Source organism: Lacrimispora sinapis, from assembly GCF_043633585.1.
GTDB classification, from domain to species: Bacteria; Bacillota; Clostridia; order Lachnospirales; family Lachnospiraceae; genus Lacrimispora; species Lacrimispora sinapis.
Genome location: NZ_CP141832.1, coordinates 581,517 through 593,992 on the forward strand (window position 1 = coordinate 581,517; position 12,476 = coordinate 593,992).

At 42.7% G+C, this 12,476-nt stretch carries 12 protein-coding genes and 1 pseudogene; all 13 read left to right on the top strand.

Annotation, left to right across the window (positions count from 1 at the left end):
• The first annotated feature begins 11 nt into the window (after positions 1-11).
• Positions 12-1,037 (top strand): N-acetylmuramoyl-L-alanine amidase family protein, encoded by a 1,026-nt coding sequence (locus VIG27_RS02645; RefSeq protein ID WP_394524981.1) that lies wholly within the window; start codon positions 12-14, stop codon positions 1,035-1,037.
• Between the two features lie 341 nt (positions 1,038-1,378).
• Positions 1,379-2,284 (top strand): energy-coupling factor transporter ATPase, encoded by a 906-nt coding sequence (locus VIG27_RS02650; RefSeq protein ID WP_394524983.1) that lies wholly within the window; start codon positions 1,379-1,381, stop codon positions 2,282-2,284.
• Positions 2,274-3,122, top strand: a complete 849-nt coding sequence (locus VIG27_RS02655; RefSeq protein ID WP_394524985.1) for an energy-coupling factor transporter ATPase — start codon at positions 2,274-2,276, stop codon at positions 3,120-3,122. The genes VIG27_RS02650 and VIG27_RS02655 overlap by 11 nt, the downstream gene beginning before the upstream one ends.
• A 12-nt stretch (positions 3,123-3,134) precedes the next feature.
• A complete protein-coding gene (locus VIG27_RS02660) occupies positions 3,135-3,935 on the top strand; it encodes an energy-coupling factor transporter transmembrane component T family protein (RefSeq protein ID WP_394524987.1) in 801 nt (266 codons plus the stop codon).
• A gap of 22 nt (positions 3,936-3,957) precedes the next feature.
• The gene (truA, locus tag VIG27_RS02665) at positions 3,958-4,983 is read left to right on the top strand and encodes a tRNA pseudouridine(38-40) synthase TruA (RefSeq protein WP_394524989.1); all 1,026 of its coding nucleotides are present in this window, start codon (positions 3,958-3,960) and stop codon (positions 4,981-4,983) included.
• A gap of 258 nt (positions 4,984-5,241) precedes the next feature.
• Positions 5,242-5,676: a 50S ribosomal protein L13 gene (gene rplM, locus VIG27_RS02670; RefSeq protein ID WP_394524990.1), complete on the top strand. Its 435-nt coding sequence runs from the start codon at positions 5,242-5,244 to the stop codon at positions 5,674-5,676.
• Between the two features lie 28 nt (positions 5,677-5,704).
• Positions 5,705-6,097 carry a 30S ribosomal protein S9 gene (gene rpsI / locus VIG27_RS02675; RefSeq protein WP_394524991.1) on the top strand — a complete coding sequence of 131 codons (393 nt, stop codon included), beginning with the start codon at positions 5,705-5,707 and terminating at the stop codon, positions 6,095-6,097.
• A 132-nt stretch (positions 6,098-6,229) separates the two neighbouring features.
• Complete coding sequence (locus VIG27_RS02680) at positions 6,230-7,270, top strand: transglutaminase domain-containing protein (RefSeq protein WP_394524992.1); 1,041 nt, start codon at positions 6,230-6,232, stop codon at positions 7,268-7,270.
• A gap of 270 nt (positions 7,271-7,540) precedes the next feature.
• Entirely contained in the window at positions 7,541-8,101 is a 561-nt protein-coding gene (locus tag VIG27_RS02685) for a nitroreductase family protein (RefSeq protein ID WP_394524994.1), read from the top strand.
• An 815-nt stretch (positions 8,102-8,916) separates the two neighbouring features.
• Positions 8,917-9,954: an ABC transporter substrate-binding protein gene (locus VIG27_RS02690; protein WP_394524996.1), complete on the top strand. Its 1,038-nt coding sequence runs from the start codon at positions 8,917-8,919 to the stop codon at positions 9,952-9,954.
• A gap of 32 nt (positions 9,955-9,986) precedes the next feature.
• On the top strand, positions 9,987-11,048 hold the full coding sequence (locus VIG27_RS02695; RefSeq protein ID WP_394524997.1) for an ABC transporter permease: 1,062 nt from the start codon (positions 9,987-9,989) through the stop codon (positions 11,046-11,048).
• Positions 11,045-11,830, top strand: a complete 786-nt coding sequence (locus tag VIG27_RS02700) for an ABC transporter ATP-binding protein (protein ID WP_394524999.1) — start codon at positions 11,045-11,047, stop codon at positions 11,828-11,830. Before VIG27_RS02695 ends, VIG27_RS02700 begins: the two co-directional genes overlap by 4 nt.
• Before the next feature lie 384 nt (positions 11,831-12,214).
• A pseudogene (locus tag VIG27_RS02705) lies at positions 12,215-12,406 on the top strand (helix-turn-helix transcriptional regulator); the annotation flags it as partial.
• Positions 12,407-12,476 lie beyond the last annotated feature (70 nt).

Sequence of the window (12,476 nt, forward strand, 5' to 3'; positions counted from 1 at the left end):
TGTAGATGCAGATGAAATGGATACGGGGAAAGGCGGCATGGCTGGTGCTTCTGGGTACGGTCATGCTTCTGGGAACAGGAATGACGGCCAGTGCAGCTGCGGGATTGAAAATCCGTCTGGACCATGGAAGCAAAAGGAGCTGGACAGAAGAAATCCAGGTTCCCCAAGTGACAGTCAATTTCTCAGAGAATACACCGGAATGGAGTAAGGACCCCGATGACTGGGAGCCTGGCAAGAAAGTAACTGCTACCATAACCGTACCAGGTACCTTTACAAGATCGGATTGTACGGTGTATGGCGGTACGTTGATTTCTGCAAAAGCGAAGGACGGAGAGTCTGTCATCAAGGTTTCCTATATACCCGTAGCGAAGCTGGCAGGGCCGGAAAAAGCCGGCTGGAGTGATGCATCAAAAACAAAGGCTTCCTGGAAAAAAGTTCCCTTTGCACACAGATACCAAATTGTACTTTATAAAGAGGGCGGTATCTGGGTAAAGAGCCTGACGACTTCTTCCAACAGTGTAGATCTTCTGCAATACATGGAAAACGGACAAAAATATTATTACACGGTAAAAGCAATTCTAAAGGACTCTTCCGAAGAGGATTATTTAAAGGAAGGCGATCCGGTTACTTCTGATGATTCTGTGGTTCAGGTCCTGGGAGATACCGAAGGATCATGGGCGGAATATAAGGAAGGGAAAAAATACCGGGCAGAAGATGGCAGCTATGTCACCAACAGCTGGAAGATGATCAGTGGAAAATGGTACTATTTTAATAATGAAGGCTTTGCAGCAACTGGCTGGCAGTATCTGGGGGAAAAGTGGTATTACTTCGGCTCAGACGCCGCTATGAAGACCGGATGGCAGCAGCTCAATGGAAAATGGTACTACTTAAATCCTGACGGAGATATGGCGGTTGGCTGGATTCAGCCCCAGCCTGGAAAATGGTATTATCTTTACACGGATGGAAGTATGGCTGCCGATACAACAATAAGCGGTGTTTATCAGGTTGACAGTTCCGGCCTTTGGATAAAAAAATAAAAAAGCTTTTATGCGAAGCTGTCGTATTGATATAAGAATCTATGAATGAGGATGTTCTTTCTTGTGTTTGAAGGAACATCCCTTTTTTATATAAAAGAAGGGGAATGTTAGCGGAAGAAAAGAGAAAAGAGGTGGAATCTTTTTTAAATTCAATGGATGAGCACATATATCTGTTCCATATTTCTGAAACTAAGGACAAATACATTTTTTAATTTCGTACAATTCATGTCAAGCATATTTTAAAATATAAAAAGATTTGTGTCGATGCTTGACTGATCGACATTATTCATCTAAAATTATGTGGCATACGAGTGTATAATTTTATCACAGAAAGGCCTGCTATGGGAATAATAAAAGCGTCTAAGCTGATCTTTGATTATATCAGAAGAGATGAAGAAGAAAATATAGAAGAAATGAAACGTGCCATTGACAATGTCAGTTTGGATATCGAAGCCGGGCAGTTTGTTGCAATACTGGGGCATAACGGTTCGGGAAAGTCTACCTTTGCAAAGCAGTTAAATGCCATCTTACTGCCGACCGAAGGAACCGTATGGATTCAGGGGCTTGATACCTCTCAGGAAGAGAATCTGTGGGAAGTGCGTAAAAGGACCGGAATGGTATTCCAAAATCCGGACAACCAGATCATCGGCAATATTGTGGAAGAAGACGTAGGCTTTGGCCCTGAAAATATGGGCGTTCCTACGGAGGAGATTTGGAAACGGGTAGAAGAGAGCTTAAACGCGGTGGGGATGGCACCTTACCGGTTAAAGTCACCGAATAAGCTGTCCGGCGGACAAAAACAGAGAGTCGCCATTGCCGGAGTCATGGCCATGCGCCCTCAGTGCATTGTCTTAGATGAGCCGACGGCGATGTTAGACCCCAACGGGCGGAAGGAAGTGGTGAAAACCGTCCGGGAATTAAATAAAAAAGAAGGCATTACCGTTCTTTTGATCACCCACTATATGGAAGAGGTTACGGATGCGGACCGGGTGATCGTCATGGACGAAGGAAAGGTGGTCATGGACGGAACACCAAAGGAAATTTTTTCAAGAGTTGAGGAACTTAAATCTTACCGTCTTGATGTTCCCCAGGTGACGGAGCTTGCCTATGAGCTTCAAAAGAGCGGTGTGGATCTGCCGGATGGAATATTGACACTGGAAGAATTAATGGAAAACCTTCTGCCAAAGTTTGCCGGGCATTTTCCGTTAAAGATGACTCCGGAGAATGGAGGGAGCCATGGGAATTAAAGTGGAGCATTTAAGTTATATTTACGGGTATGGCACTGCCTTTGAACAGCATGCTTTAAAGGACATAAACCTTGAAATAAAGGATGGAGAATTTATCGGGCTCATTGGTCATACCGGTTCTGGAAAATCTACTTTGATCCAGCATTTAAACGGATTGATCCGGGCAACCGATGGTGCCATCTATTATAATGGAAAGAACATTTATGACAATGGGTATGACATGCGGTCTTTGAGAAATCACGTAGGTCTTGTATTCCAGTATCCAGAGCATCAGCTATTTGAAATTGATGTTTTTACGGATGTCTGTTTCGGTCCGAAAAACCAGAAGCTTTCAAAGGAAGAAGTTGAAAGCCGGGCAAAAGAGGCTTTAACCATGGTGGGACTGGATGAAAGCTATTATAAACGGTCTCCTTTTGAACTGTCCGGGGGGCAAAAGCGCAGAGTTGCCATCGCCGGAGTTCTGGCAATGAGACCGGAGGTCCTTATTCTTGATGAACCGACGGCCGGTCTGGATCCCAAGGGAAGGGATGAAATTCTGGACCAGATTGAGCGGCTTCACAGGGAGAAGAATATGACCATCATTCTGGTGTCTCACAGCATGGAGGACATTGCCCGCTATGTAGACCGGATATTGGTCATGAATCATGGGGAGAAGGTGTTTGATGATACGCCAAAGGAAGTATTTAAGCGTTATAAGGAATTGGAAGCCATCGGCCTCGCCGCTCCTCAGATCACCTATGTGGTCCACACTCTGAAAGAACAGGGTGTTCCCATTGACAGCAATATTACAACCATTGAGGAAGCCAGAGACGAGATTTTAAGGCTTCTTGGAAAATAGGCAGGAGATACTATGTTTAAAGACATTACATTGGGACAGTATTATCCCGTGGATTCCCTTCTTCACAGACTGGACCCAAGGACAAAACTGTTCGGGACTATGGTTTTTATCATATCCCTTTTTGTTGTAAATAACATCTGGGCGTATTTGCTCGCAACCCTGTTTTTGGTTACGGCAATCCGGTTAAGCCATGTTCCTTTTTCTTTTATGGTCCGTGGTTTAAAAGCAATCGTATTTCTTTTGCTGATCAGCGTCAGCTTTAACTTGTTCCTGACGCCAGGGGAAGAGATTTTCCGTCTGGGATTCATTAAGGTGACAAAAGAAGGAATCGAGATAGCGGCATTTATGGGAGTCCGCCTTATTTACCTGGTGGTGGGGTCTTCCATTATGACGCTGACCACCACTCCCAATCAGCTGACTGATGGACTGGAGAAAAGCCTGAAGGTTTTAAACCGGGTGGGAGTTCCGGTTCATGAGGTATCCATGATGATGTCCATTGCCCTGCGTTTTATTCCCATTCTTGTGGAAGAAACAGATAAGATCATGAAAGCACAGATGGCAAGGGGCGCGGATTTTGAAACAGGAAACTTGATTCAAAAAGCAAAAAATATGATTCCGCTTTTGGTACCCCTCTTTATTTCTGCCTTCCGGCGCGCCACGGATCTTGCCATGGCAATGGAGGCCAGATGTTATAGAGGCGGGGAAGGAAGAACAAAAATGAAACCGCTCCGCTACAGGAGCCGGGACAGAATCACCTATCTGGTTTATTTTCTGTATATTGGGGGTATCGCAGGACTTCGGGTGTTGGGATAAAATTCCCCAAAAAGGAGGAGATATGAAACGGGTAAAGATGATCGTGGCCTATGACGGCACCAATTACTGCGGATGGCAGATCCAGAAAAACGGAATTACCATTGAAGAGGTACTTAATAAGACCCTTACGGATCTACTGAAGGAGCCTATCACTGTGACCGGCGCCAGCAGGACTGATTCCGGTGTTCATTCGGAGGGCAATGTGGCGGTATTTGATACAGAAAACAGAATGCCGGCAGATAAAATCTGTTTTGCCCTCAACCAGAGACTGCCGGAGGACATCCGAATCCTTCATTCGGAAGAGGTGGCACCGGATTATCATCCGAGAAAACAAAACTGTGTAAAAACATATGAATATAAAATATTGAACCGGAAAATCGAAATTCCAACCCTGCGCCTTTACAGCCATTTCTGTTACTTTCCTCTTGATGTGGAGAAGATGCGGGAGGGCGGTGCCTATCTGGTGGGAGAGCATGATTTTAAAAGCTTCTGTACGGCCAGAGGACAGGCGGAAGAGACCGTAAGGACCATTTATAGCCTGGACATTGAAAAGACCGGGGATTTGATTACGATTCGTGTGAAGGGAAGCGGCTTCTTATACAACATGGTGCGGATCATAGCCGGCACGCTTATGAAGGTGGGAATGGGAGTTTATCCGCCGTCCCATGTGGAAGAAATACTTGATGCCAGAGACCGGAATGCGGCGGGACCAAAAGCGGCTGCCAGAGGACTTACCTTAATCCGCCTGGATTATGAGAAGGAACTTGAAAAAGAGATTCATGGAGAGAATAAGAATTGGAGCTACACCCTTTGCCAGGATAAGATCGTTTCCGAGGGGAGCGCCTGGCTTACCATACACCGGTGCACCCAGGAAGACTTTGAGCGGCTTTTGATCCGGGTGGTCCATCAGGCGGTCAGAAATGGTGCAGAGAAGGTTTTTGTAAGAGATGAAGAAGGAGCCGGAAGAATCATTGTGGGACAGCCCTATGGGTTTTATGTTTTCAAAAATGATGATGAAAACGGACTTTGGCTCGTCACGCAAAAATAAGCAGGAAAACCTTGATTTTATAGGGAAAAAAGGTTGACACATCAGGCTCAATGTAATATAATGTATAACTGTGACGTTAGACGAAAATGTTCAACCATGCCCCGGAATGAGCATTTTGCAATACAACTTATTTTAGAAGTTGTATTTTAACTTCTAATTGAAAGGTGCTCAGTTTCGGCACTGTTCATTTAATTATGAAAACATGTTTTCATAATCGAGTTATGATTAATAACACCAGAATTTACAGGAGGTTGTCCAATGAAGACTTTTATGGCTAGTCCAGCAACAATTGAGAGAAAATGGTACGTAGTTGACGCTACAGGATATACATTAGGACGTTTGGCATCAGAAGTAGCTAAAGTAATTAGAGGTAAGAATAAACCGATCTACACACCACATATGGATTGCGGTGATTATGTAATCGTTGTAAATGCAGATAAGATTTCCGTAACAGGTAAGAAGTTAGATCAGAAGATCTACTACAATCACTCTGAATATGTTGGTGGTATGAAAGAAACAACATTAAGAGAAATGATGGCTAAGAAACCTGAGAGAGTCATTGAATTAGCAGTTAAGGGTATGCTTCCTAAGGGACCTTTAGGCAGAAGCATGATTACAAAACTTCATGTATTTGCAGGTGCAGAGCATGATCATGCTGCTCAGAAACCAGAAGTTTTAGAGTTTAAATTTTAATCAGAGGCGCTGAAAGGAGGAAGTTATCATGGCTAATTCAAAATTTTATGGAACAGGTAGAAGAAAAAAATCTATCGCTAGAGTATATTTAGTACCAGGTACAGGTAAAATCACAATTAATAAGAGAGATATTGACCAGTACTTAGGTCTTGAAGTATTAAAGGTTGTTGTTCGTCAGCCGCTTGTTGCTACAGAGACAGTTGATAAGTTCGACATTTTAGTAAATGTTCACGGTGGTGGATTTACCGGACAGGCTGGTGCAATCAGACACGGTATCTCAAGAGCGTTACTTCAGGCAGATGCAGACTATCGTCCAATTCTTAAGAAGGCAGGTTTCTTAACAAGAGATCCAAGAATGAAAGAAAGAAAGAAGTACGGCTTAAAGGCAGCTCGTCGTGCACCACAGTTCAGCAAGAGATAATCTTTCTCTTACGAGAACATTACCAACAAAATATATGCCATACGGCGATCAGAACCTCCCAAGACGATGCAATTGGTATTCGTCCGGGAGGTTTTTGTATTACGAAAAAGAAGAAATGGCAGAAGAGGGAAAATGGAACCATATTATTATAGTCAGATGAATAAGCAGCAGCAAAAAATTTACCAGGTCGTTAAGAGCGGTCTGGAGTCACTGTCACAAAGTTTCGATGTTCCAAGAGTTGAGGGGGCAGAGCTGAGTGACATTTTTCATAAGATACGATTGGATTGTCCGGAGATATTTTATGCTTCCACATTTCGTTATTCTTTTTACGAGGATTCCACATTATTAAAGGTTAAGCCGGAATATTTGTTTGAAAAGAATAAAATCAAAGAGCATCAGCTGGCAATGAAGACCAGGGTGGAGAAGCTTGCGCGGGTGGTAAAGGATAAAAGCGACTTGGAAAAGGAGCAGTATATTCATGATTTTATATGCGAAAACGTAACTTATGATAAACTGAAAAAGCAGTACTCCCATGAGATAATAGGACCATTAGGACAGGGAGTGGGGGTCTGCGAAGGAATCGCCAAAGCGGTAAAGATACTGTGTGACCAGCTGTCGATTCCCTGTATCGTAGTTATTTCCGAAAACAATCCGGAGAAAAACATCAAATATCGTCATGCCTGGAATGTAATTCGGATTGATGGAGTGTGGTATCATTTAGATGCTACTTTTGATAATACCCTAGGGAAAAAAGAAGTGAGGTATGATTATTTTAACCTGGGTGATAAGAGTATTTTTAAGGATCACCAGCCTTTGATCTATAAAGTTCCGGCATGCAGCGAGGAGAATCGTTTTTACTATAAAGAGAAAAAACTTTCTTTTACCAAGAAGGAGGATGTGGAGAAACGCTGCAAACAGGCGGTCAAAAAAGGAAAGATCCTGACCTTTCATTGGAGGGGAGGTTATCTTACGAAAACGGTTATAGAAGAATTACTGGCTGTCATCGAGGAGGCTTCCAAGGAGAAAGAGATGCATAGTCAGGTTTCAATCAACTGGCAGCAGGCAGTCATTCGTGTAAAATTCATTCCGGATCAGATGGAAAATTCTGTGAAGATGGAGGATGCCTATGAAGAGGAGAATGGTACGGAGAATAATGCGGTGCCAGTAGTATAAAAGGGATTAAAAAAAATCATTTCTGTTTTATAGAAACATAGGCGCCATTCAGAAACGTGAAATATATCTTTTATATCAAAATTTAACTATTTGTAAATTAAGTTTATAAAAATATAATTGGACACAATGGAAAATGGTGGTATAATCGTATGTATGACTGAATGGGAACTACTGTTTTTGTAAAAAATGATAAGATAGATTTATGAAAAGGGTATTTCTGGATTTAGAGAGCATTTCAATTTAAAATGTTAGTTGATAAGGAGAAAAAGAATGAATGAAGTAATCCAAAATATTTTGACAAGAAGAAGTATAAGAACCTATCAGGAAAAGCAGATCTCCGATGAAGATTTAAATGCAATTTTGGAAGCAGCTAAATTTGCACCCAGTGGAATGGGAAGACAGAACTGGCATTTTACAGCGGTGCAGAACAAAGAAATTATGGATAAACTAATTTTAGCGATTAAAGAAGCATTACAGAAATCAGAGATTGAGCAATTTAAAAAGATGGGAAGTAATCCTGCTTTTAATCCTTTTTATGGTGCTCCTTCCATTATCCTTACGGCTTACGAAAAAAACTCACAGACAGGGGTTTCGGATTGTGCGGCAGCCCTTCAAAATATGTTCCTGGCGGCTCATTCTCTTAATATCGGCTCATGCTGGATTCACGTTTTAGCGTTTACGGGCAATGATCCTAAGGTGAGAAGTATTCTGACTGAGTTAGGGATTCCGGAAGATTATGAATTATCCGGGACTGCAGCTTTGGGATTTAACAGCAAGGAAGCTCCGAAGGCTGCTCCCAGAAAAGAAGGGACGGTTACCATTATAAAATAATGGCCGGAGGATATCAGTTTGGGGCCTATTAGGAAATCTGTGCTTCAAAACTGGAAAAGGTGCAGTCTGCGGCGGAACGCACAACGTATCAAGTGCAAGGGGATTGCTAAGGCTGTAGCCCATGAGGCAGACAGTATGAGCTGTCTATGAACTTAGGTAATAACACGGGAACAACTCTCGTCCTTTTGGAAACATCAGGGCGGGAGTTTTTTGTTTGAAATGCCTCGTGATTTAAAAATTGGGAACATTTTTATATGACGGAACAGAGAAAATGGTTCTTTAGGAACTTATTTTAAGCATTTAATAACATATAAAACATATGGGTTTATATTATAATATCTAATGATAGACCCGTTTACCAATTAATAGTTTGTAAATAAACACGAAAAACCGTGAATTGTTTTATTTAGAATTGACAGGAGGAATAATGACTCATATAATACATATAAATATAGTATGTAAAAGGAATTAAAGCAGAAGGGAGATTTAACGATGGGAAACAGTGCATTAACAGATTACAACGCTACTTATTTTGTGATGGGCATTCAGTGTTGCTGTATGCCTTGTTTTGCTGTGGTTAAATTTATAATTTCTGACGGATAAATTCAATCTTTTTCTTGCGAATGCGATAGAGGCAGTCCGGATCAGAATTATCCGGGCTGCCTTTTGTGTTTTTGGTTAAGGGAAAAAAGAGGTGTGTACAACTTTTGAATTTTTTGAAGATGGGAACAGTTTGGAATCTAAAGAGTCTTTTGCTGCTGTTACAGATGAGCATTTGATTATTCCCGGGAGGGAAAAGAAGGAGGAAATTCAGTATGAGGATCAGAAGGAAAAATGTAGGTATTTTAGCTCTATTTTTGGCTGCAGCGATGGGGGTCACCGCATGTGGCACGAAGAGTGCTTCCAATGCACCGGAGGGCACCACCCAATTTAAGTATGGAAAGATTGACATTCCGGGGAAAGACGGTGCTCTTTGCGGAGCGCCCATCTACATCGCTTATGAAAAAGGGTTTTTTGCGGAGGCAGGTTTTGACGTCAATTTAATATCCGCAGACAGTGAAACACGTAAGATCGGACTGAATAACGGCACCATTCCAATCGTAAACGGAGATTTTCAGTTCTTTCCTTCCATTGAGGAAGGGGTCAAGGTAAAAGTGGTGGATGGGTTGCACAATGGCTGCATCAAATTTGTCGTTCCCCAAAATTCACCCATTCACACGGTAGAGGATTTTAAAGGAAAGAAAATTGCGATTGATGAAGTTGGGGGAACTCCTCATCAAGTTGCCAGCCTGTGGCTGGAGAAGGCGGGAATATCAGCAAAACCTCAGGATGGAGATGTGACCTTCCTGCCCTATTCCGACGGAAATCTGGAATTAGAGGCTGCAAAAAACGGTGAGGTGGACATTGCTGCACTTTGGGACCCTCTTGGCTCCATTGCTGAAAAAAGTGGAGACTTCCGGGTGGTGTTTGATTTGTCTACGGATCCTGCTTTTGCGGGAAAATATTGCTGTTTTCTTTACGCATCCTCCAAGGTTCTTGATTCCGAACCGGAAAAGATTGCTGCTCTTTTAGGCGCTTATAGAAAAGCCCAGAACTGGATCGCAGAAAACCCCAAGGAAGCTGTTTCAATCATCTCTGATAAAAAATACTCGGCAATTGATGATAAAGAACTGGCGGAGGAACTTGTTGCAAGCTATGAGTATCCCACATTAAAGGAACATGAGTCCGGCGGTTCCCACGTGGCTGATGATGTTAAATATTTTGTTACGGAGATGAAGAATATCGGATATCTTAAAACCAACGATGCGGATGCATTTGCAAACCAGATCTACCAGGAGGTAGATGTAAAATAATCATGCGGCTGGCAATGAGGGAGGATAGAAGGATGAATCAAGTATCTGAATTTAAGCATTCCAAACTGCACCGGTTTTTACCGGGGCAGCCTGTTCGGAGTTTTACCGAGGACAGAAAATACTTTGTACTGACGCTGGTATCTGTTGCAGGTTTCTTTGCGGCAGTACTTGTTAATCTGCTTTTTCCCCAGATTGCGGCTGTTGAGATGAAGTCCTATACGGTAAGTAATATGGTAAGTCTGACAGCGGATCAGGCATACCGGCTGGTATTGACCGGGCTCATCATACTCTACGGCGCAATTGGCATCTATTCCTATTTCAGGGAGGATTTTAGGGAAAAATTTTTAAGCCGTGTTCCATTTCGCTTTACCGTAGGGGTGTTACTGGCATTGTGGGATATATTGGGAACAAAGCTTTTGCTTTTGCCACAGCCGTTTTTTCCGGGACCGTCAAAGATCGTAGAGTCCTTTCTTTTAGAGGGTGGGTATATTTTTCAAAATACGTTGTATTCCCTTCGGCTTTTTACGGTTGGTTTCTTATCCGGTGTGGTGTTTGGCGTGGGAACCGGGATTTTAATAGGTTGGTTTCCAAAGGTTTATTACTGGGTGTATCCGGTTTTAAAGATTACAGGAGTCATACCGGCTGTGGCATGGATGCCCTTTGCCCTGACGCTGTTGCCGGATCCCTTTACTGCAGCGGCCTTTCTCATTGTCATCTGTGCCTGGTTTCCGGTTGCTTTTTTGACGGCTCAGGGAATTGCAAGTACCCCCAAAATCCACTTTGAGGTGGCCAGGACCCTTGGGGCAAAAACTCCGTATCTTGTTTTTCATGTGGCCATTCCTCATGCAATGCCTCAAATATTTACAGGAATTTCAACGGCCAATGGGTTTGCCTTCACAACTCTGGTCATGTCGGAAATGATGGGGCAGCCGGGAGGACTTGGCTATTACATTAACGCATCGAAAGTGTGGTCCGCCTATTATAAGGTGTTTGCAGCTATTTTTGTGATGGCAGTCCTTTTTTCCGCAATTATGAAGGGAATCGGGATCATACAAAACCGTGTTCTGCGGTGGCAAAGGGGGCTGGTAAAATGAGCAACGAGATACTTATGGAGGTAAAATCGGTTGACCGTACCTATATGGATGCCAATAATCATACGGTGGAGGCCCTGAGAAATATCAACCTTTCTATAAAACGGGGGGAGTTTCTCTCAATCATTGGTCCGTCTGGCTGTGGCAAGACCACACTTTTGCGACTTCTGGCAGGGCTGGATGTACCGGAAGCAGGAGTGATTACTCTGGAAGGAAAGGAGGTAAAGGGTCCTCATCCGGACCGGGGATATGTTTTTCAGCAGAGCAGCCTTTTTCCATGGCTTACGGTTGAGAAAAATATTGCGTCTGGTCTGAAGGCGAGAGGGGTATATAAGGAAAATAAAGATGAAATTGCCCAATATATTAAGATGATCGGGCTTACTGGGTTTGAAAAAGTATACCCCCACCAGATATCAGGAGGTATGGCCCAGCGGGTCGCCATTGCAAGGTCCCTGATCAATCACCCGGCAGCCCTGCTTCTTGATGAACCCATGGGAGCCCTTGATGCCTTTACCAGAGCGGATCTTCAGGATAAGATCCTGGAGCTTTGGAAGGAAAATAAGACAACTATGATTTTGGTGACCCATGATGTAGATGAAGCCCTGTATTTGAGTGACCGGGTGGTGATCATGTCTCCCCGCCCTGGAAAAATCAGTGAAATATTAGAGGTTTCCCTGCCCAGGCCCAGACAAAAGAACAGTCAGGATTTTATGATATTGCGCAGCAGCATCCTGGAAAAACTGCATCTTGCCAGTACGGTGCCGCAAGTGGAATATACTATTTAAATAAAAATTTCCTTTGAACTTAAAGAAGAATATGATTCCAACCGGTTCTTTGATAGTCTGAAGCTGATTGCCCTGTCGGAACGTCTGGGCGGTATTTCATATGAGGCAGGTTAAAAAAATTTAAATAAATGTGGTAAAGTGAGTATGTGAGCAGGGGCATGGATGCAGGTTGTTTGTGAGAATTATCTGCATCCATGTTCTTTTTTTATGTACGATATGATGATAAATGTGAAGGTGTAATTTATTGTGAAAAAGATTATTTTCAAAAAAATAGCAGAAAACTATAAATAAATTTATATGTTTCTTCATAAGCGAATTGATTATACAAAGAAGATAGATACATAATACAGAGGGCGGTGTATAATGGTGTTAAAGGGGGGAGTTATGAAGAAGACAATTCATTTAAAAATATCTGTACTGCGAAAGAAAAGGGGAATAACCCAACAGGAATTAGGAGATGCGTTAGGTGTGTCATACCAGACAATCAGCAAATGGGAGAATGGGGTGACAATGCCGGATATTATCATGTTGCCTGAATTGACGGAGTTTTTTCATGTTACGGTTGATGAAATACTCGGATTAAAACCGTTAGAGCAGGAAGAATATCTTTCCCGGAAAACAGAAACAAAGGAATATTGGGAAAAAA